The organism is Methanoculleus frigidifontis (genome assembly GCF_030464345.1).
Lineage (GTDB): Archaea > Halobacteriota > Methanomicrobia > Methanomicrobiales > Methanoculleaceae > Methanoculleus_A > Methanoculleus_A frigidifontis.
Window position 1 is genome coordinate 42,390 of sequence record NZ_VCYH01000005.1, and the last position, 21,015, is coordinate 63,404.

The following is a 21,015-nucleotide window of genomic DNA, read 5'->3' on the forward strand; positions in this document are numbered from 1 at the left end:
ATGTACGTGCTTGCGGCTCCCTGCATTCTGGACCCTTCCTGCCGCGCCCGCGGCATCACGACGGACGAGGATATCTTTTGGTTCAATCGCGCGATAGAGCGGTGCAAAACGTTCGATATCGAGATTCTACCGCTTCCCTGCCCCGAATCGATCTACCTCGGGGCCGACCGCCCGCCGGCGTCCTACCTCGACCGCCTCGCCACGCCGGCGTTCGAGCGTCTTCTCGATACGCTGGAGGAGCAGGTACGGGAGATCATCCGGGAGCGGGGAGAGCCGCCGCTCTGCATCATCGGGGCTGACTCATCCCCGACCTGCGGCGTTGCGGCCACCTACTACACCGCTGAGAAACAGCCCGGGCGGGGTGTTTTTCTGGCACGTTTCCCTGAGATCCGGGCGCTTGACGTGAAAATCTTCGGGAAGTACCGCATCTACCTCGCAGGCCCGCTCTTCACCGAAGCGGAGACGGCCTACAACCTGGTCATCCGCGACCTGCTGGTCCGCAATCTCTTCGAGGTCTATCTTCCCCAGGAGGTCGGCGATACCAGCCACTGCCGGGGGAAGGCCGAGCACCGCATTATCTTCACGCAGCACGTTCGGGCTCTTGACGAGGCCGATATCGTTGTTGCGGTCTGCGACGGTGCAGATGCCGATTCGGGGACGTCATGGGAGATGGGATATGCGTATGCGCACGGGAAACGGCTGGTTGCCCTCCGCACCGACTTCCGGATGGCGGGCCATCACGAATGCGTGAACCTGATGCTGGAGGAGTCTGCAATCGTCGTGCTGAAAAAAGAGGAGCTGCCGGGAGTCCTGGAATCCCCGCTGGTTTAAGCCAGCTTCCAGGTTGCCCGTACGTCGTTGCCGGGGTCCATCACGATGTAGGTCTCATCGAGTTCCAGCGATGCCGGCACCTCATAGATCAGGAACCCTTTTTTCGTCTGCGTCTTGTAGATCTTCTCGAACGCATAGTCATCGACGCCGCGGGCGTCCACCACCGTCGTGACGGTGTCGCTGCGGTCCGAGCGGTACGGATAGACAATACCCTTGTAGTAGACGTTAATGGTGCCGGGATACGGCGTCCAGAGTTCTTTTGCGGTTCCCGCATGGGCTACCTCAACGAAGACGAAGAGGAACCGGGCGCCTTCAGCGGGGGAGATCTCCGTCTGAGCCATGCCCCAGTCTGGGTGAACAATGTTGTACGAATCCAGGAGCATGGTGCGGGCGACCGTGACCTCGCGGCCGGTCTCGTCCGTGCCGTATCGGAAGGATTCGCCGACTGCGAGGGATTCGGGGAACGGTTCCGGTTCCGGTGTGGGAGTGGCGACGGTCGTCGCCTCGGTGGTCGCTTCCGGTGCGGGGGTGGGCGTCGGTGCCTGCTGCTGCTGCACCGACTGGGTGCATCCGGCGGAGAGGAGCATGCCGACCAGGATACAGAGGATGAAGAGGGTGGTTCTGACTCTCATAGCTGAGGATCTGGTGTTTCAGAGGTATGAATGTGTCCATAGTATCTCTTGCCGTTCTCTTCCTTCAGGACGGCCGAGCACCGTACAGTTCCCCGGTACTGCTTCACTTTTCAGCGCCGGAAGAGCGGTTGCCGGCAGTGCAGCATAGGCAGGCATTTTGCGCATCGAAGACAACCAGAAATGCAGTATGCCTGATCGCATGGCGCCGTTTGAACCTCTTGACATTCTCAGGGAACTTCAGGTGCCGGTACTCATCCTCGACGGCACGGGTGAGGTTCTCTTTGCCAATCGGTCCTTTGAAGCGCTATTCGGGAGCGCCGGTGTGCAGGAGGTTATCCGGATTGTGCGTGCCGGAGGTTTCCGGCCGGGAACATTCACCTTTCCCGCCCGTGCCAACTACCGCACGCTCGAGGTCGACGTCCGCCTTCACACCGCGGGGCGGGGGGATCCGCTGTGTCTCGTCACCGCTGCCGATGCGGCCGACAGGGTCTCTTCCGAGGCGGATCTCCAGTTCTGCAACCGCCGGCTGGAGATCATCAACCGGATCATCCATGCGAGCGCTTCGCCGATGACCCTTGAGGAGATCTTACAGGCTGTGATCCGGCAGACCGTTGAACTGATGGACTTTGACGCCGGCGCCGTCTATCTCGTCGACCGGCACCGGAGGCGTGCGGATATCAGGGCGTTCTACGGCATGTACGACCTCTACTTCCCTGACGTACTGACCATTGAGATCTGCAGGGCACGCTACCGTGAGGTCTTCGGTGAGGGCAGGGCGTGCTACGCCGAGAAGTACTGCAGCGTCGAGCACGAGACCGGGGAGCTCGGTGTCTTCTCCCTGGCGAGCATTCCGATCACCGGTCCTTCCGGGGTCATCGGCTCGGTCAATATCGCCAGCAGCAGTTTTCACCGGTTTACCAGCCTTGAAAAGGATATCCTCGAAGCGATCGGAGAGGAGATCGGCGGCGCAATCGCGCGAGCCGTGCTTGCGGAAGACCTGGAATCGGCGCACCGGGAGGCGGACTTCTATCTCGACCTTATGGTGCATGATATCAACAATGCCAATACCATCGCCCTCGGCAACCTCGGTGTTCTCGAGAGCCGCCTCGACGGCTCCTTTGCCGAAGAGATCCGGAAGGTGGAGAACGGCCTTTGTGCGAGTTCGGAGATAATTGCGGGTGTTTCACGGCTGCGCTCGCTTACCGAACCGATGCATGCGCCCGAGGCCGTGAACCTGGACGCCGTCATCCGGAACGCCATCCGTCTCTTTCCTGACGCGAAGATCGTGTATGCGGGAACCGCGGCGAAGGTCAGGGCAGACGATCTTCTCACGGAGGTGTTTGCGAATATCGTCGGGAATGCCGTCAAGTTTGGAGGGGCGGACACCCGGGTCACCGTCAGCGTGGCGGAGCGGGGCGATGACATGCTGGTGACGGTCGCGGATACCGGCCCCGGTATCCCCGACACCCTGAAGGAGACGATCTTCAACCGGCTGGAGCGGGGCGGCGGCAGAAGGCCGGGGATGGGTCTCGGCCTCTACATCAGCCGGAGACTTGTGGAGCGATACGGCGGCAGGATATGGGTGGAAGACAGGGACGCGGGCGACCCCGGGGCGGGAACGTCCGTCAGGGTTCTGCTCGTGGCTGCGGGGAACTGAACGGCGGCATCGGCTATGTGCCGCCCTCCCGTTTTATCATGCAGAGGACGTTCTTTCCGTCGATATAGTCGTACCCGACGTCGTCCATCACGCTCCGCATGAAATGAATGCCAAGGCCGCCGATTTTGCGGTGCTCGAGGTCGGCGTCGAGATCCGGCGGCTCGATGGTGAGGGGGTCAAACGGCCTCCCGTCGTCGGTGAGCGTCAGCCGGATCGTCCCTTCGCGTACCTCGCAGGTGACTGTGAGCGTCCCTGCATCCCCGTCCGGATAGCCGTAGAGCATCACGTTGCTGCCGGCTTCATCGACGGCGAGCTGGACCGAGAAGATCGTCTCTTCCGGACACCCGGCGTCGTGCAGAGTCTTTTCGAGGAACTCAGCGATGCGGGCGAGGTTCTCGACCGTCGCACCGACTGTGAGCGTTGCGGGTTTGGTCATGATTCGTTCACCTTCAGCACCATCAGTGTCAGGTCATCGAACTGCGGTTCACGTCCGCAGAAGTCGAAGACCGCCTGCTGTATCCGTTCAACGATCTCGTCCGAGGGAAGATGCCGGCATGCCTGCACGGTGGCGATGAGCCGCTCTTCACCGAACTGCTCTTCGTCCGGGTTGATCGCCTCGGTCACGCCGTCGGTGTAGAGGAGCAGCAGATCGCCGTGCGACAGGTCGACCGTCCGTTCCTGGTACTCGGCATCGTCCATCACCCCGAGGATGATCCCGGTCGCCTTCAGTTCCCGGGGCTCGCCGTCCCCCCGGAAGAGCAGCGGAGGGTTATGTCCGGCATTGACGTAGGTCATCGTCAGCTGCGCGGCATCGACGACACCGTAGAAGAGCGTGACGAACATCCCGGACTTCGAATCCTCTGCGATAAGGATGTTCGCGTCCCGGATGGCGTCCTGTGCCCCGCTGTGCCGGGCGTGGGCGCGCACGACCGTCCGGGAGAGTGCCATGAAGAGTGCCGCGGGAACGCCCTTGCCGGAGACGTCCGCCATTACGAGGCCGAGACGGTTATCCGGGAGGGGGATGGCATCGTAGAAGTCTCCACCGACCTCTTTTGCCGGAAGGCTCATGGCCGCAAGGTCGTACGTGGGGATGCGGGGAAGTTTTTCGGGCAGAAAGCTCATCTGAATATCGCGGGCGATCTGCAGTTCGGCACGTTTCCGCTCGAGCTCGGAGAGGTATGAGTCCCGTTCCGCCCGTGTCTGCCGTTCGGTGATCAGGTTCCCGATGATGAAGGCGAAGATGAACACGCCTGCGGCGTTGGCCAGGATCATCGGGATGGCCACCTGCTCGACGATCGCCAGTGCCTGGTCAAACGGCCTGCAGATAAGGAGGACGAGCGCCATGTGGAGCGACTCCATCCCGACGGCAAAGAGGACGGCGCTCTGTGCTCCGACAAAATTGCGTTTATTCAGGAGGTAGATGCTGCCGCCGAAGATCCCGGCAAGGATGGTGGCAAGCACACAGGGAACAACCGTAAACCCGCCCAGCGTCGCCCGGTAGGCACCACCGATAAGCCCTGCGCCGAGGCCGACGATCGGGCCTGCGGCAAGGCCGCCGACCATGGGGCCGAGATCGCGGACGTTGACGACGGCGCCCATGATCTCAATCCCGCTCTCGGTCCCGTAGATCGAAACGGCACCGAAGACCAGAATGAGTATCGCCTGGTTCTTCCAGGTGAAGGTCTTGTCGAGGATCTCGGTGAACGCCCCGCTCCGGGTGATCAGGTACGCTATCACGACGATGACGCAGATCATCTGGAGCAGGACGAACGAGATCCCGGTGAGTGTCGATGCCATTTCGGATGTTCCGGTTGGCGGCGGTCGGTTCAGGCTTTTTCGGTGAAACTGCTCAGAGCCGACGCTTCGTCGTCATCGATGGTGAAGATCCGGTGAAAGCCCGCCATGGTGAAGACGTCCCGGACCGCTGGTTTCGGGCAGGCGATGTGCAGGTCGCCCCCGGTCTTCTTCAGTCGCTTCAGTGAGGCAAGCAGCACGCGCAGACCGGAACTGCTGATATAGTCAAGGTCGCCGAGATTGACCAGGATCGATCTGTCTCCGGCATCGATGAGGCTGTTCATCCGCTGCTCTGCTTCCTGGCTTGATGCAGCGTCCAGCCGTCCCTTCAGGGAGACGATCGCCACGCCCGCCTCATGCCGTTCGTTGATCTCCAGGTTCCCGCTCATTGTGCTGATCGTTTGCTCTATGGCTAGATAGGCTTTTACTTTCATCACTCTCCGGCGCCCCGGCAGGAGAGGCCGGTGCCGGCTCACGGTTTTTCAGTGGTCGAAGTGCAGCCTGATCCGGCACTCTCCGTCCTTGTCGTCCGCAGTGACCGAATCCGCGTACTTCCAGACCAGGAACGCAGAGAGCCGGGCTAGGGCGGTGTCGTCTTCAAGGAGGTCGGCATCGGAAGGAGGCCCCCCCGGTGAGAGGTCAAGCGGTTTGCCTGTGTACCTGATATCGATATCCAGGGAATCCTCTTCGAACCTGATGTCCGCCCGGATCGCCTCCCGGGTCGCATCCAGAAAGACGATCGACTCCACGAGTTCGTTGACCGCCGACTCGGCGCGCTGGATCACCTCTTTGCGGGCACCCCAGGTTCCTCCCATCGTCTCAAAGAATGTGAAGATTGTATCGGAGAAATCGGTTCCGGGTTCGAGGAGCAGTGTCTTTCGCCGGGCAATCCCGATCCGGAAGATGAGGTTTAAGATGAGTGCCGTGGCGGTTCCAAGAGCGAGCGAGGAGCTGAAGACGGACTGCACCGATCCCGGAAGGCCGGTGAAGAAGTCCGGGAAGATGTCGATCGAGAGACCGAAGATGAACGCGAACCCGACGACGAAGGTCTTTCGCGTATCCATCATCCGCGATGTGATGATCTGCAGTCCGTTGACAATCATGAATGCGGCGACGAAGACCAGCCCCGCCCCCATGACGGGGCCGGGCATGACGACAAAGACCGATGCCAGTTTCGGGAAGAATGTCAGCAGGATGAGGATAACTCCTGCGGCAAAGGCGATGATCCTGCTGGTGGCGCCGGTGCCGATGGAGAGGCCGACGTTGCTCGACGAGGTCGACTGCCCCATCCCGCCGATGAACCCGGAAAGAAGTGCTGAGGAACCGTCCGCCAGGATGCCGCCGCCGATGTTCCGCATATCCGGCCGTTTCCATTCGGCGTCATTGATCTTCTGGCAGGTTGTCAGATCGCCGATGGACTTTAAGGACGAGCAGAGGACGGCGATGGTGAAGGGAATGAGCAGGGCGAGATCGAACGACCATCCGGGGTGGCTGAGATCCGGGAGGGCGAGCAGGGGCGCGTCCAGTATTCTCGCGATCTCCGGCCCGCCCAGGATGCCGGTCGCGGCAGCGAGGATATACCCGATGGTGATGCCGACAAGAACCGAGTAGAGGCGCAGTTTTCCTCTGCTCCAGACGCTTATTGCGACCATCGTTCCGAGGGTGATCGCCGCGACAAACAGTTCGAGCGCCTCGGTTACGGCGTCTCCCGGGCTGATCCCGAGGAAGTTCGGGATTGCCACCGGGATGACGGCGACGCCGACGAGGGTGACGACGACCCCGGTGACCTCCGCCGGGAACAGGATGCGGAGACGATGCATGAGCCGGGAGAAGAAGACCTCAAAGAGACCGGCGAACGCCGTCATGCCGTAGACGAGCGAGAGTCCCCCGGTCTGTGCCGCCAGGAGCGATGCGGAGAGATACGACGGCCCGCAGACCGCCGGGCAGAGATACCCCGAACCCATGCCCTGCTTTCGGAGCGCCTGGAGAATCGTTCCGACACCGCCCGCAAGGATGGACATGGTGACCATGAAAGCGGCCTGTTCGGCGCTGCCGCCGAAACTCCTGACGATGACGACCGGAAAGATGAACGCCGTGGACATCACGAAGACGTGCTGCAGCCCGAGGAGCAGCGCGGTCGGGAGCGGGAGCGTATCTTCGAGCCCGTAGACGAGGTTAGGGGGTTTCTGCGGCATGAACGGTTCACCGGATGTGCGTATGAAGTGGTTTGTCAGCCCCTCCTATACCAACGTTCTGAAATGGTATTCGGCGTTCTCCAGCCGGTACTGAACGCCGTAAGGAGCGTTGCCGGTCGAAGCCACGTCCGGCTCTGTCTCTCCGGCACATCCGGATACTGCCGGAAGTGCATGGTTATTCTGCGTCCCGTCCGGCAATGAACCGGTATGCCCCCCGCGGAACATGGATCTCGAACCGGGCACCGTTTCCCGGCGTGCCGGTCTCCCTGATGGAAAGCCCGGTGATGGAGAGGATCTCCTGCGCCAGAAAGAGGCCGTAGCCGGTGTTGCGTCCTCTGCCCCGCTCGAAGATCCTGTTCTTTTCGGTTTCGGGGATCCCTGACCCGTCGTCCTCGCAGACGACCGTGAGGCCGTCTCCCGTTTCGGCGCAGGAAAAGGTGATTCGGCTGATGTCGCCGCCGTGCCGGAGCGAGTTGTCCAGCAGATTGAAGAAGACTTTCTGGAGGAGCGGGTCGGCATAGACTTCAACATCTGCGTTGCTGGTTGTGAGTGCGACATTGTCCCCGGCGTTCCTGACCGCGGCTGTCTGCCCGATGACCTCATTCAGGTTCTGCCAGGTCGGCGTGTGAACACCGATGTCCTGGTAGTCCTTGGTGAACATGATCTGGTGCCGGATGGTGTCGGCGGCCTGCTCCGCTTTCTGGATCATCTCAAAGAAGAGCGGACCGCCGGCGCAGTCCCTGGAGAGCTCCAGATAGCCTGCAAGGGCGGTGAGCTGGTTGAGGACGTCGTGCCGGGTGACGCTGGAGAGGAGATTGAGTTTCCGGTTCGCCTGCTGCAGCGCCTCCTCCACGCGTTTGCGCTCGGTGATGTCGCGGCGGTTCTCCCGACGGCCGATCCAGGTACCGTCTTCACGGTAGACCGGTTGGCAGTAGTGACTGATCCACCGCAGTTCACCTCCCCGGGTGACGATCCGGAAGTCCAGGTGGTGCACCCCGCTGCTGCTTCTCCAGGTCTCGGCGTAGTGATGCGCGACCGCCTCCCGGTCTGCCGGGTGGCAGATCTTCTCGGTCAGATGGGGATCGGCGAGGAACGCTTCGGCGGCATACCCGGTGATCCGTTCGCAGGAGGGGGAGACGTAGAGGTAGCTGCCCTCGGGCCCGAGCCACGCCTCCCAGTCGTAGGTAAAATCGGCGAGCATCCGGAAGTTTTCTTCACTCTCCCGAAGTGCTTTCTCCATCTTCTTGCGGTCCGAGATGTCCAGGATCACGCCGACGATGCCGGCGACGCTTCCGTCCGCCCGGAAGAGCGCGGTCTTTGAGAAGAGAACATCGTATTTTTCTCCCCTGGTGTTCTGGAGTTCGTACTCGTAGCGCTGGACGTGCGGCTGCTCGATGATCAGGTCGTCCTTGTACTTGTAGTGGTCTGCGTAGAACCTCGGGAAGAAGTCCCAGATGGTCTTGCCGAGGATCTCCTCTTTCGGCAGGCCGACGAGTTCCTCGAACGCCCGGTTGCAGTCCTGGTAGATGCCGTCCGTGTCGCGGTAGAAGACGGGGGCGGGGATGGTGTCCATCAGCGCCTGGACGTAGTTGACCTTCTCCTTGAGGGAGACCTCCATCTTCTTGCGGTCCGAGATGTCGAGGATGGCGCCGACGATCCCGGCGATTGCCCCGTCCGCCTTGAAGAGTGCGGTCTTTGAGAAGAGGACGTCGTGCACGCTGCCGTGTGCATCGGTGATCCCGAACTCATAGCGCTGAATGTGCGGATGGTGGATGATGAGGTCGTCTTTCTCCTTGTAGACGTCGGCGTACTCCTTCGGGAAGAAGTAGTGGATCGTCTTGCCGAGGATCTCATCTTTCCGAAGCCCGACGAGTTCCTCGAACGCCCGGTTGCAGTCCTGGTATATGCCGTCCGTGTCGCGGTAGAAGACGGGGGCGGGGATGGTGTCCATCAGTGCCTGGACGTAGTTGACCTTCTCCTTGAGAGAGACCTCCATCTTCTTGCGGTCTGAGATGTCCACGATCACGCCGACGATGCCGGCGACGCTTCCGTCCGCCCGGAAGAGCGCGGTCTTTGAGAAGAGAACATCGTATTTTTCTCCCCTGGTGTTCTGGAGTTCGAACTCGTAGCGCTGGACGTGCGGCTGCTCGATGATCAGGTCGTCCTTGTACTTGTAGTGGTCTGCGTAGAACCTCGGGAAGAAGTCCCAGATGGTCTTGCCGAGGATCTCCTCTTTCGGCAGGCCGACGAGTTCCTCGAACGCCCGGTTGCAGTCCTGGTAGATGCCGTCTGTGTCGCGGTAGAAGACGGGGGCGGGGATGGTGTCCATCAGCGCCTGGACGTAGTTGACCTTCTCCTTGAGGGAGACCTCCATCTTCTTGCGGTCCGAGATGTCGAGAAGCGTGCCGATGATATCCTGCGAGCCCTGAATGGCTGTCTCCGATCCGTATACCTCTGCCGTTATCGTCTCCCCGTCTTTCCTGACGCCACGGAACTCGAAGTGAGGGAACCCCTCCGCTCCCGTTCGCATCTTCTGCAGCATGTCCCGGACGACTGCAAGATCGTCCGCAAGTGCGAGGTCGTCGAAACCCCTCACGCCTACCATCTCGTCCACCCGGTATCCGAAGATATGTGCAAACCGGGGGTTGACATAGGTGAATATCCCGTTTCTGACGATATACACGCCGACGAGCGATTTTTCCGCAAGAACCTTGAACCTGGTCTCGGAGTCTTTCAGCGCCTCTTCGGCACGTTTCCGGTCGGTGACGTCCCGTCCGACCGACTGGTACTCGATGACCCGTCTTTCGTCATCGAAGAGCGCCCGGTCGCTCCATTGCTGCCAGCGGATTGTGCCGTCCGGCATGATAACCCGGTGCTCCACGTTTCCGACCGGGTTTGCCGGGGTCAGTGACGAAAAGTGTTCCCTGATGAGATCGTGCTCGTCCTTCGGGATCGCGGGAAAGAACCGGGTTCCGACGAGCTCGCTGCATTTCGGCCTGCCGTAATAATGGCAGAAGGCATCGTTTGCAAAGACGAGCATCCCGTCGGGGCGGAACCTGCAGATCAGTTCGGTCTGGCTCTCCACAACGGCGCGGTACCGTTCTTCGCTCGCCCGCAAAGCTTCGTCCATCCTTTTGCGTTCGACGGCCTGCTCGATCATATGCTTCAGTTCGGCAAACTGAGACTTCGGATCTCCTCCCTTCTGGAGGTAAAACGATGCGCCGTTGTTGAGCGCTTCGATAATGACGTGCTCGCGTCCCCTTCCGGTGAAGATGATGAACGGCGTATCGTTTCCTTCTGCTTTGAGGCGTTTGAGAAACTCGATGCCGTTCATCCGGGGCATCTCATAGTCCGAAACGATGGCGTCGAACCGCTGATGCTGCAGCGTCGTGAGTGCCTCTTCGGCAGACGTCACGATAGTAACGGAGATATCGCTTTTGCGCTCCAGAAACAGCCGGGTGATGTCCAGGAGTGCGGGCTCGTCGTCAACATGCAGTACGGTGATCATGGGTAGGTCCCTGTGACGGCGGGGGTCAGTAATTAGGACTTGCCGTTTCCATGGGATAAATATACCTAAAAGAGCAGGCCTATCTTCTTCTTGAATATCGGAAATTGTGGATTAAATTGAACGATTATAGTATGGGGCGGGCAAGATATCGATGGATGCACTCGTTGCATGAAAAACGGAGAGGAAAAATAGGCCTGCCGCACCCCGTCGGGTGCGGCGGTCTCCGAGGACGTTTTGTGACAGGTGTGTAATAACCATGGATGCACGGGGAAGGACGGTTGTGCCGCCCGCCCTTCCCCGGGTCTGCATACGCATGCTGGTAGAGGGTTTTGAGAGGTGTTACTGCCCCGCCTCCGCCATGAGGCTGTGGAGCGGATGGGGCAGAAGCCTGACATGGATGTGATTGTATTCTACGACGGACGGCGTGCCGTTCCAATCCGTCGTACCAGACCAGACCGCGGTCATGCCGCGGATGTTGTGTCGGTAGAGATTCCCCATATCTCTTCTGACTCTGGGGATCAAGTATTGATCAGATCGATATATATACGTTTCGTTTATTGCATGGCAATAAGCACTGCAATGTCGGCATCATGGTCGCTATCACCTTTGCATGCAATGAGCAAAGCACTAATAAATCTCCACGTGAAAGTACATTATTGGATGGATCCCTATTCTGACGAGTTCTCTCCGATCATCGATGCCCTCAAGGCGAATCCACGGGGTATGTCGGTGACCGACATCGCCGCGGCTGTCGGCACCAATAGAAATACCGTCTCCCGCTACCTTGACATTCTGCTGATATCGGGTCAGGTGGAGATGCGGATCTACGGAAAAGCGAAAGTCTTCTTTCTCTCGCAGAGGGTGCCCATCTCCGCCATGCTCAATTTTTCATCGGATATGGTGATCGTACTTGACCGTGATCTCCGGATTGTACAGGCGAACGATGCCGCATGCGCATTTGCAGGGGTGGCCTGCGTGGATCTCCTCGGGAGAGAGATGGCGGGTTCCCCGCTCGCAGCATTCGACCACCCGCTGATCCGGACCCGGATTGCCGATGCCATGAACGGCGCGGACTTTGTGGAAGAACTCCGTTTCGTGCGTCAGACTGCCGTCTTCTTCTTCAGGATCAAGATCCTCCCGACCGTCTTCAACGACGGTTCGCCCGGAGTCACCATCATTCTTGAAGATATTACCGAGAAGAAACGGGCGGAAGAAGCGCTGCGGGAGAGCGAAAATATGTTCCGCGCGCTTGTGGAGAATATCAACGACCTCATCTGGAACGTGAACGACGAGGGCGTTTTTACCTATGTCAGCCCCAGGAGCAGGGACCTCCTCGGGCATGCACCCGAGGAGATGGTGGGGCGAACGATCTGCGACTTTATGGAGGTGGATGAAGCGGAGCGTATGCGGGCGCATCTCCGGTCGCTGAACGCTGCGCATCCGTCCGCGACCCTCTTTGAGTGTGCCATGCTTCACAAAGACGGTAATAGGGTCCTTCTCGAGGCGAACGGAACACCGGTGGTCGATATGATCGGCGAGTATGCCGGCTACCGGTTCGTATGCCGTGATATCACCGACCGGAAACGCGCTCTGAAGCGGGTGAAGCAGTGGAAATCGTTCCTCTATTCCATGGTGAACAACATCCCCAGCATGGTCTTCGTCAAAGAAACCAAAAATCAGACCTTCATCTTCTTCAACCGTTCGGCGGAGGAGCTGCTCGGCAGGGCGGATGATGCAATGACCGGCAGGCAGGCCGCCGAGATCTTCCCGAAAGAGATGGCGGAATTCCTCGCGAACGACGACCTCGAGGCCATCAAGAACGCACCCTTGAGAAAGTTCTCCGAGAAGGTAATCCGTCTGGACGACGGAAGCGATCGTATTCTTCGGGTGAGAAAGGTTCCCATCTTCAATTCCCGTGCAGATCCGAAGTACATCCTTGGGATCGCCGACGACGTCACCGAACGGAAGACCGCCGAAGATCTCCTTGTCGCGCAGCGTGACCGGGCGCAGGGCTACCTCGATGTAGCGGGCGTGATGATTGCCGTGATCAACGCCGACGGCAGGATCGATATGATAAATCGGAAGGGCTGCCGGATCCTCGGCTACGCTGAAGACGAGATAGTCGGGAAGGGATGGTTCGATCTGATCGTTCCCGAGCGGCTCCGCAAAAGGCTCGCGGAGAACTTTGCACGGCTGATGGCCGGAAACAGCGAACCCCCACCCTCCGAGACGGGTCCGGTGCTGACGAAGAGCGGCGAAGAGCGGTTGGTCCTCTGGCACAACACCCTGCTCCGCGACGCCGAGGGAAAGGTCGTGGCGATGGTCAGTTCCGGCGAAGAGGTCCGGGAGTAGCCGACCCGGCCGGCCGCCGTTCGCGGTGCGGCATCAGGAACTTCTTTTTCGGGAAGGTCTCCCTTTTATCTGCAGGATGAGCCTTTCCCGCTCCTCTTTCCCGTACTCTCCGGCGTGGTCACGATTCTCCTGCTTGTATTCTTCGCCGTCCTGCTCTCTGCGGCAGGTATCGTCGATACCGGAGCGGCTGTGCCCGGCTACGTCTTTTACGTCCTCCTCTTCCTGTACTATTGCCCTCTCCTGCTTCATCGTCATCTTCTTCAACACCGGCCGGATCACCTGCGCCGCCCGGCGGCTCCAGGGGAACGACCCGACATTTGCTAGACGGCATCGGAAATGCCGTCTCCCCCGTCGGCAGCATCTTCGTCCGGGCGGTCATCGCCGCCGCCGTGGGCTTGATCCTCCGGCTCATCGCCGGGCGGCAGGGGCTGCTCCGGCCAGATCGCCGTTGCCATCGCCGGTGCTGCATGGAGCCTGGCTACCTTCTTCGTAGTTCCGGTGCTGATCTTCGAGGACGCAGGACCGCTCGAGGCGATCGGACGATCCTGGAACCGCTTTAAGAATACCTGGGGCGAGACTGTCCTCGGGCAGGCCGGCATCGGCCTCGTCTTCCTTGCCGTCGGATTTGCCGGGTTCCTGCTGACGGCTCTGCTCGCCCTGACGGGGTTCATCGGGTTCCTCGCTGTCGGGATCCTCGTGGCGCTGCTGGTGATCGTCCTTGCCATCCCGGCGGCGAGCATGCACGGCGTCTTGGTTGCCGCCCTCTACCTCTACGCAACGACCGGCCGGGTGCCCGGGGCGTATCGGCCCGACCTGATCCCCGGGGCATTCGCGCCCCGCGGTTCGTTTGGAAGAGTCGGATATCCTGAACCGGGAAATATCTGAAAGAATTGTCCAAAGATCCCGGACACAAACATATTTTTCCCTTCTCTCTGGTACGTCCGGAAGAGGTGCCCCTTAATAGAGGCAGAGAGCAGATATTGTATACGGTGAAGATCTATGGTGGACTTTCTGACTCTCATTATCATCGTCGTCGTGGTGCTGATCGTCATCGGCATCGCGGCTATATTCGTCGGCATCTATAACCGATTCTTCTCGCTCAAGAACTCGGCGGAGGCGACGCTCGGCCAGGTGAAGGTCGCGATGAAGAAGCGGCTGGACATGATCGAGCAGCTCCTGGGATCGGTGAAGAGCTATGCCGCCTTTGAGAAAGAGACGTTCGAGAAGGTGACCGCGATGCGGAGCAGCGTGGCGGCCGCGGGCCCCGGAGACCTGAATGAGGTGGAGCGGGAATCGCGTTCCATTCTCGGCAGGCTGATCGCCGTCGCCGAGAATTACCCCGACCTGAAGACCTCGCAGACGGTGCAGGAACTGATGAGAGCCGTCCGGAGCGTTGAAGATGAGATCGGACGCCAGCGTTACACCTACAACAACATCTCCCAGCAGTACAACACCATGACCGATACCATCCCCTCGAACTTCATTGCCGGGATACTCGGCTTTCAGAAACTGCAGTACCTTGAGTTTGAAGAGGAGATCTCCCGGCCACCGACGATTGAGTTCTAAACGACCATGTCTCTGAGTGAAAAGCAGCAGATAATCCTTCTCTTCGGGATCACCCTGGCGATCGGTATCCTGGCGGTCGCAGGAGCAAGCGCCCTTCCTGCGCTCTTCGAGGGCGACCTCGTGGTGCAGGAATACGACGCCGTCTTTTCCGCGGACGGGACGCTTGTCGAGGAGTACACCTACGATGTCCGGCAGTCGGGCGAGTACCGGATGCTCTTTCGCTACTGGGCGGCCCCGCTTGCGTTCGAACCCCTGAACCGCCCCTACATCGCCTTCGGGAGTATCGACGTTCCCGAAGGGACGATCGGCTATGTGAAGAACTACAACGGGGAGGTGCGGATCGGTGACGGGATGGCCAGCCCCGGAGAGATCGCGGCAATCCGGGATCTCGCCTTTGAAAGCGAGGTCGGCGCCTACGATCCCGGGTATTTCCCGGCCGGCACGTACACCGCCACCTACCGGTTTGTCGTTCACCCGCCGATCGAGTACGACGATGATTGGGCACACCTGAACCTGCTGCTCGTGGAGGATCACGTCCCCTACGAAAACGTCCGGATCAACATTCCTGCCGTCTTTGTCGAGGAGATCTACACGAACCCCCCCACGCTGACGCAGGAGCGCATCGGCAATCGGATCGTCATTACGGGCAGCGTTCCGGCGGATGTTCCGGTCAATGTCGAGATGGTCGTTGATAAGGTGTTCCTCGAGGGTATTGACGGCTTCCCGGTCTTCGTTGAGGATGTGCAGCAGAAGACGGCAGATGCCAACCGGTGGGCGCATCTGCAGTACACCGCGGCAGCGGTTCTGCACACGGTCGCCCTCGTGCTGGTGCTGGTGGTGCCCTTCCTCCTTCTCGCCGTCTACTACCGTTACGGCCGGGAAAAATCGTTCGTCGTGCCCGAGTACCTAAGTTTTGTGCCCGATTCCAGCCTCAAGCCCTGGCAGGTGACCCTCCTCTTCAAGGGCGACGCCGTTGAGTTCGATGAGAACGGATTTTACGCGACCATCCTTGACCTGCACCGGCAGCAGAAGATCCGGGTTGAGGAAAAGCCGGGCGGGGGTGTGACCGTTCAGGTCCTCGACGGCACGTCAGGCGACCGCTACGAGCAGCGGGTGCTCACCTTCCTGCAGAACATCGCGGATGATCATACGGTGGACACCGATGCTCTCCGCGATTTTGCCGCAACCGCTCGGCGGGTTCCCGGCTCACAGCACAGGATGCAGGCCTATCAGCAGACGTTCTCGGCACTGACACGGCATGTGGACATGAGTATCGCCCTGCGCTACATCGTCGACGGCCGGCAGACCGTGCTTCCCCTGATCTTCCTCGGAGCGATCCCCTGCGGCCTTGCGATCCTCGCCCTCCTCATCGCACCCGATGCAGCGTACCTGCTGGTCCCTGCCGCGGCCCTCTACTTTGTCGCAGGCGTCCAGGCAGCGATAGCCGGCCTCTTCCCGTCGACGCTCTTTGGGCACTGGAAGGATGATCACTACCGGGAAAAACTGCAGTGGGACGCTTTTTCCCGTTTCCTCTCAGATCTTGCTCTGATGCGGCAGTACTCACCTGACGATCTCTCGATGTGGGGCGAATGGCTGGTCTACGGCACTGCTCTCGGTGTCGGAGACCGGGTTGAGCAGGCGATGCGCAATCTGAACGTCCCGCTGCCCGACGCCGGGGTGCCCCTCTACTCGCGTATGCCGTTCATCTTCGTCCCGATCGCAACCTACGCACCGCCAGGCGGCGGTGGCGGCGGGGGATTCGGTGGTGGAGGCTCGTTCGGCGGCGGCGGTGGCTTTGGTGGCGGCGGCGCCGGCGGGCGATAATCCTTTTTTAAAAAAGTTTTAGTGGTTCTGGTAGTAGAACTCCCAGGCGTCCATCTCGGTGCCGTTCTCGAAGATGCAGACACCGTACTCGCTGCCGTCAGGGTTCGCGCGGATCTCGTAGGCATACCCCTGCTCCTGGCAGTAGACTGCGGCAGGGTTCGCAATTCCGCTCACACCCGCTCCGGGCATAGCCGGAGCGGTGGCGGTCGTCTCTTCGATCGTCAGGATCTTCACCGGAACGCCCCACTGCTGGATGGTCACGACGTCCTGCTGCACCTCGGCGGTGAAGGAAACCCGCTTCCCATCGGCCGCATACTCCTCCGCGAGGTTCAGCGGCAGGTACCGGGCGCCGTCATCGGCGACGATACCGTAGAATCCGCCCTCAAGGTCGACGTAGGTGACCGTCCCGTTTCCGGCGATGACCGTCCGCTCATCGGTCTGCTCGATTGCAGCGATCTCGATCGGTGTTCCCCACTGCTGGATGGTGACGGTATCCTCACGGAGACTGCCTACGAAGGTGACGTTCATGCCATCGACCCGGTACTCTTCTGAAAGGTTCAGCGGGAGGTACCGGGTCCCGTCTTCGGCGACGATGCCGTAGAATCCGCCTTCGAGGTCGACGTAGGTTATCGTTCCGTTCTTTGCGACGATCTCCTGTTCCTGATTCGCCGCCTCCTGGCCGAGGCAGCCGCACGTCAGCATGGCACCGGCCACCAGCAGCCCTGTGATAAGGTAGACGCTTTTTCGAATTGTCATATGTATCGACAGAAGAGACATTGTCGCTTTGCAGGTAAGTATATTTCTTTAACTACGAAGTATCTCGAAACTATTCCGCCCGCAGCGTCAGGAGAGAGGTGTATATTTATCGTCTCGATACCAAGTGATGGTATACCTCTCCGGAACACGCAAGAAGCGTTTCGGATACGGAGGAGCGGAAGCATGGACGTAACAGTACAGGAAAAAGACGATGCCGCGGTCGTCACGGTTGAAGGGCGGATAGACGCCTCCTCTGCTGAAGGCCTTGACGAGGCCCTGGCGGGTGCCATCTCCCGGGGCAAGAAGAAAGTCTTTGTTAATCTCGAAAAGGTGGTGTACATGAGCAGCAGCGGCCTTCGGGTACTGCTGGGCAAGTTCAAGGGGCTGAAGAAGGAAGACGGTGAAATGGCTCTCTGCGCACCGAATCCCGACGTATATAAGGTCTTTACCCTTGCAGGGGTTCACGAGGTCTTTCCGATCTATATGAACCTGGAGGAGGTCTTTGTCGAGACGGAGCCCGGGAAAGGACGAAGGATCCACGTTAACGATGCAGACTGACAGGTCGTATCGTGTACGGTGAGGATGCAGCCCGGGACCTGATTGCGGTTCTGCGGAGCGGGGAAAGCGATGAGCGGATGGCGGCGGCAGCCGCCCTCGCCCGCATCGGAACGCCGGTCGTTGGCGAGGTAATACGTGCGCTGGGCGACGCCGATCCCAGAACGCGGATGTGGGCGGCATACACGCTCGGGCTGATCGGGGATCCGGCCGCACGCAATGCTCTTCTCGCCGCAGCTGCAGACGGGAGCGACGGCGGTGTCGTGAAGTGGGCGCGGGCGGCCCTGGAACGGATCGATGATCTCCAGTCCGGCCGGAGCTGCCGCGGCTGCTGCCGGTAACCACAGGAAAAAGGAACGGTGCTTGGTTACGGCAGAGTGCCGGTCTGTCTGCCGCACCTTTGATCTCTTTTCAGTCTCGCCTGCCGGCTATGAAGACCACGACGGCACAGGCTCCGAGAACCGTGAAGAGTGAGAGCGGTGTCTGTGTCGGTGTTGTCGCAGGTGTCGTCTCCGTGGCAGGCACGGTTGTCGGAGCCGTCGTTGCCGCGGTCGTCGGCAGGGTTGTCGGCGGTGCGGTCGCGGTTGCCGTGGGTGTCGGTGTTGCTGTGGTCTCTGCCGGTGTCGGTGTCGGTGTTCCCGTGTTGATGCCGACGCGGTTGCCGACGTTGAAGGTTATGCTGTTTGAGTCCTCGGCGAAATCGGCGAACTCCTGCGGTGTGTTCCACCGGGCCTGCACCGAGTAGGAACCCTGCTTCAGCGCACTCAGGGAGACGGCCCCCGGCATCCCGGGATCGTCGGTGTAGACCTGCGATCCGGTGAGGTTCAGGCCGCTCATGTCGCGCCCGCCGATGATTGTGCTCTGACCGCCGCCGGGTGAGGTGATCACCAGATCAACTGTTGCGGGATAGGTATTGCCGGTATGGTAAAAAGCGCCGACATCGGGCGATATGATCTTGAACGCGAGCATGGTACTTGGGGAGATGGTCAGTCCGTCGACCGAATCCGCATGGTACGGGTTTGCCAGCACCACATCAAGGAAGACCGTGGGCTCCCGTATCAGGATCTGCTTGGTGTTGCCGTCGGTCGGGTTGAATGCGAAGTAGACCCCATATTCATCCCCTACCTCGATGGGGAGGAGGTCGAAGTCGGTATCGTCAGGAACGTTGACATCATTGACGAGTGCGCGGCCTGGGTTGTCGTCCTGGTATTTCCGCAGCGTCGTAACGGGGTTGTCGGTCGTTGCGTTCCGGAGTGCCGTAAGATCGAGGTTCTGCTCGTACACGAATACCGTGTCGTAGGGCTGGATGTCGTGGATGGTCGGGCTGCGAGCCCCTGCCGGAGCGGTACAGACGGCGAGTGCCAGTACACATAGAAGAAGCACCGCCGGCAGTATCCTGCGCCCCGGTATTCTGCATGCGGTCTCTGCAGACATAGTTCAGGATTCATTCTGTGTTGATATATACTCATCGGAAAATATTGCTTTCGCTCCTGGAACGACAGAAATGACGGTGAAAGGGGGCGGGATTCCGAGATGTTCCCGAAGCCCCGGCGCCGGTCGGATCCCGATTCTGTTTTACAGGCGCAAAAACACTTTTTCCGCTGAAGAGTCGTCAGAAAAAGCGCCCGATCAGGATTATAGGCCTCTACTGCGTTTCCGTATGCTTAAATAATTTTCCAGCGCAATTTCTCCGGATGAACAAAGTAGCCCTCCTGATTGCGTCAATACTGGTTTTTTTGGTCATATTGCTCGCACCGATCGATCCGTCCGTGATGCCGGTGGAGGCACGCTACGTAACGGCGGTAACCGCCCTGATGGTGCTTCTCTGGGTAACGGCGGTGATACCGCTCGAGGCTACCGCACTGCTTCCGCTGGCCCTCTTCCCGCTGCTCGGCGTTCTCTCACCCACCGAGGTAGCGACATCCTACGGGGATAAGGTTATCTTCCTCTTCCTCGGCGGCTTTATCATCGCCATGTCCATGCAGCGCTGGGGACTGCACCGGCGGATCGCCCTGCAGATCATCAGGCTTGTCGGGACGAGTCCGAAACGGTTGATCCTCGGGTTCATGCTGGCCACCGCGTTCCTCTCTATGTGGATCTCGAATACCGCCACCGCCATGATGATGATCCCGATCGCCGTCGCCATCATCCTGACCATCATCCCCGAGACGAACAAGAAACTCGAGAACCTCACCGAAGAGCAGGGCTCGCTCGCGAAGTGCCTCATCATCTCCATCCCCTATGCAGCGAGCATCGGCGGCATCGCGACGCTCATCGGCACGCCGCCAAACGGCATCTTTCTCGCACAGGTTGAGACGCTCTTTCCTGACGCTCCCACGATCGACTTCTTCTCCTGGATGAAATTCGGTGTTCCTTTCGCCGCCGTCTTCCTCATCGTGGCCTGGCTCTGGCTTACCTACGTCCCGTACCGGGGGATGACCAAAACCCTTCCCGAAGCGAAGGGCATCATCTCGACCGAGCTCGAAAAGATGGGGAACATGTCGACGGGCGAAGTCTGGACGCTGATCGTCTTCGTCCTGACTGCACTTGCATGGATCTTTGCGAAGACGAAACATATCGGGGATATTACGATTCCCGGTCTTGACATGCTCTTCCCCGGCATCCACGATTCCACCATCGCGATTGCAGGTGCGTTCCTCCTCTTCGTCCTTCCCGTCAACGCGAAGAAGGGGATCTTCACCATGGACTGGAAGTGGGCGGTGAAGATCCCGTGGGGCATTCTGATCCTCTTCGGCGGCGGTATTGCCCTCTCCAACGCCTTCATCCAGAGTGGGCTTGCCGCCGAGATCGTCGGATGGCTCACCGTCTTCCACGGCCTCCCATTGATCCTCGTCCTCCTCATCGTAGCTCTCGGTGTTTCGTTTGCGACCGAGATCGCATCGAATACCGCGATGGCTGCCGTCCTGATGCCGATCATGGCGGTGACCGCCGTCAGCATGGGGGTAAATCCCTACATCCTGATGATCACTGCAGCGGTCTGTTCGTCGCTGGCGTTCATGCTCCCGGTGGCAACTCCCCCGAACGCCATCGCCTACGGTAGCGGCTACGTCGGTTCCGACGACCTGATACGTTCGGGCTGGGTGCTGGACATTACGGGAGTCGCAATCTGGACGATCTTCCTCTTCACTGTCGCCATGTGGGCGCTCGGCATCTCGGTCGACCTGCCCGCCTGGGCGCTCACTCCCTGATCCTTTTTCTGGAGCACTGCTCCGTTCGCCGGGAAGGAAACGGTGGCCATATGCGATATTTGGGGAGATGATCGGTATCGGCGGCGTGAATCCGACGGTAGAGCAGCAATGCACCCGGAAAGTTGCCTGGCGGCTG

General features: G+C 60.0%; 20 protein-coding genes. 9 read left to right on the forward strand and 11 right to left on the reverse strand.

Features of this window, described 5'->3' with window-relative positions; genetic code table 11:
• Complete coding sequence (locus FGU65_RS08485) at positions 1-831, forward strand: nucleoside 2-deoxyribosyltransferase (RefSeq protein ID WP_301664015.1); 831 nt, start codon at positions 1-3, stop codon at positions 829-831.
• On the opposite strand, the gene FGU65_RS08490 is transcribed toward FGU65_RS08485, so the two are convergent.
• Positions 828-1,463 (reverse strand): hypothetical protein, encoded by a 636-nt coding sequence (locus FGU65_RS08490; RefSeq protein WP_301664016.1) that lies wholly within the window; start codon positions 1,461-1,463, stop codon positions 828-830. The genes FGU65_RS08485 and FGU65_RS08490 overlap by 4 nt on opposite strands.
• 187 nt (positions 1,464-1,650) lie before the next feature.
• On the opposite strand from FGU65_RS08490, the gene FGU65_RS08495 reads away from it, so the two are divergent.
• Positions 1,651-3,120 carry a sensor histidine kinase gene (locus tag FGU65_RS08495; RefSeq protein WP_301664017.1) on the forward strand — a complete coding sequence of 490 codons (1,470 nt, stop codon included), beginning with the start codon at positions 1,651-1,653 and terminating at the stop codon, positions 3,118-3,120.
• Positions 3,121-3,133: 13 nt separating this feature from the next.
• Here FGU65_RS08495 and FGU65_RS08500 read toward each other — a convergent pair whose 3' ends face one another.
• The 6 genes from FGU65_RS08500 to FGU65_RS08525 all read right to left on the reverse strand — a co-directional run bounded on the left by FGU65_RS08500 (position 3,134) and on the right by FGU65_RS08525 (position 11,139).
• Complete coding sequence (locus FGU65_RS08500; protein WP_301664018.1) at positions 3,134-3,556, reverse strand: ATP-binding protein; 423 nt, start codon at positions 3,554-3,556, stop codon at positions 3,134-3,136.
• Positions 3,553-4,917, reverse strand: a complete 1,365-nt coding sequence (locus FGU65_RS08505) for a PP2C family protein-serine/threonine phosphatase (RefSeq protein ID WP_301664019.1) — start codon at positions 4,915-4,917, stop codon at positions 3,553-3,555. Before FGU65_RS08505 ends, FGU65_RS08500 begins: the two co-directional genes overlap by 4 nt.
• 29 nt (positions 4,918-4,946) lie before the next feature.
• Positions 4,947-5,303 carry an STAS domain-containing protein gene (locus FGU65_RS08510; RefSeq protein WP_301664020.1) on the reverse strand — a complete coding sequence of 119 codons (357 nt, stop codon included), beginning with the start codon at positions 5,301-5,303 and terminating at the stop codon, positions 4,947-4,949.
• Positions 5,304-5,396: 93 nt separating this feature from the next.
• The gene (locus FGU65_RS08515; protein ID WP_301664021.1) at positions 5,397-7,109 is read right to left on the reverse strand and encodes a uracil-xanthine permease family protein; all 1,713 of its coding nucleotides are present in this window, start codon (positions 7,107-7,109) and stop codon (positions 5,397-5,399) included.
• 175 nt (positions 7,110-7,284) lie between these two features.
• Positions 7,285-10,617, reverse strand: coding sequence for a PAS domain S-box protein (locus tag FGU65_RS08520; RefSeq protein ID WP_301664022.1), 3,333 nt, complete (start codon positions 10,615-10,617; stop codon positions 7,285-7,287).
• A gap of 339 nt (positions 10,618-10,956) precedes the next feature.
• Entirely contained in the window at positions 10,957-11,139 is a 183-nt protein-coding gene (locus FGU65_RS08525) for a hypothetical protein (RefSeq protein ID WP_301664023.1), read from the reverse strand.
• Between the two features lie 138 nt (positions 11,140-11,277).
• On the opposite strand from FGU65_RS08525, the gene FGU65_RS08530 reads away from it, so the two are divergent.
• Positions 11,278-12,969, forward strand: a complete 1,692-nt coding sequence (locus tag FGU65_RS08530) for a PAS domain S-box protein (protein ID WP_301664024.1) — start codon at positions 11,278-11,280, stop codon at positions 12,967-12,969.
• A gap of 33 nt (positions 12,970-13,002) precedes the next feature.
• Here FGU65_RS08530 and FGU65_RS08535 read toward each other — a convergent pair whose 3' ends face one another.
• Positions 13,003-13,236 (reverse strand): hypothetical protein, encoded by a 234-nt coding sequence (locus tag FGU65_RS08535; RefSeq protein ID WP_301664025.1) that lies wholly within the window; start codon positions 13,234-13,236, stop codon positions 13,003-13,005.
• A gap of 53 nt (positions 13,237-13,289) precedes the next feature.
• Entirely contained in the window at positions 13,290-13,424 is a 135-nt protein-coding gene (locus tag FGU65_RS08540) for a hypothetical protein (protein WP_301664026.1), read from the reverse strand.
• 19 nt (positions 13,425-13,443) lie between these two features.
• On the opposite strand from FGU65_RS08540, the gene FGU65_RS08545 reads away from it, so the two are divergent.
• The 3 genes from FGU65_RS08545 to FGU65_RS08555 all read left to right on the forward strand — a co-directional run bounded on the left by FGU65_RS08545 (position 13,444) and on the right by FGU65_RS08555 (position 16,359).
• Complete coding sequence (locus tag FGU65_RS08545; protein WP_301664253.1) at positions 13,444-13,854, forward strand: DUF6159 family protein; 411 nt, start codon at positions 13,444-13,446, stop codon at positions 13,852-13,854.
• A gap of 114 nt (positions 13,855-13,968) precedes the next feature.
• Positions 13,969-14,535, forward strand: coding sequence for a LemA family protein (locus FGU65_RS08550; protein WP_301664027.1), 567 nt, complete (start codon positions 13,969-13,971; stop codon positions 14,533-14,535).
• Between the two features lie 6 nt (positions 14,536-14,541).
• Positions 14,542-16,359 carry a DUF2207 domain-containing protein gene (locus FGU65_RS08555; protein ID WP_301664028.1) on the forward strand — a complete coding sequence of 606 codons (1,818 nt, stop codon included), beginning with the start codon at positions 14,542-14,544 and terminating at the stop codon, positions 16,357-16,359.
• Between the two features lie 18 nt (positions 16,360-16,377).
• Here FGU65_RS08555 and FGU65_RS08560 read toward each other — a convergent pair whose 3' ends face one another.
• Positions 16,378-17,115: a putative hemolysin gene (locus FGU65_RS08560; protein WP_301664029.1), complete on the reverse strand. Its 738-nt coding sequence runs from the start codon at positions 17,113-17,115 to the stop codon at positions 16,378-16,380.
• Positions 17,116-17,298: 183 nt separating this feature from the next.
• Between FGU65_RS08560 and FGU65_RS08565 the strand changes: the two genes are divergently transcribed.
• Together FGU65_RS08565 and FGU65_RS08570 are read left to right on the forward strand one after the other, a co-directional pair.
• Positions 17,299-17,673 carry an STAS domain-containing protein gene (locus FGU65_RS08565; RefSeq protein ID WP_301664030.1) on the forward strand — a complete coding sequence of 125 codons (375 nt, stop codon included), beginning with the start codon at positions 17,299-17,301 and terminating at the stop codon, positions 17,671-17,673.
• A gap of 11 nt (positions 17,674-17,684) precedes the next feature.
• Entirely contained in the window at positions 17,685-18,011 is a 327-nt protein-coding gene (locus tag FGU65_RS08570) for a HEAT repeat domain-containing protein (RefSeq protein WP_301664031.1), read from the forward strand.
• A gap of 70 nt (positions 18,012-18,081) precedes the next feature.
• On the opposite strand, the gene FGU65_RS08575 is transcribed toward FGU65_RS08570, so the two are convergent.
• On the reverse strand, positions 18,082-19,104 hold the full coding sequence (locus FGU65_RS08575) for a DUF3821 domain-containing protein (RefSeq protein WP_301664033.1): 1,023 nt from the start codon (positions 19,102-19,104) through the stop codon (positions 18,082-18,084).
• 260 nt (positions 19,105-19,364) lie between these two features.
• On the opposite strand from FGU65_RS08575, the gene FGU65_RS08580 reads away from it, so the two are divergent.
• Positions 19,365-20,879 carry an SLC13 family permease gene (locus tag FGU65_RS08580; protein WP_301664034.1) on the forward strand — a complete coding sequence of 505 codons (1,515 nt, stop codon included), beginning with the start codon at positions 19,365-19,367 and terminating at the stop codon, positions 20,877-20,879.
• Positions 20,880-21,015 lie beyond the last annotated feature (136 nt).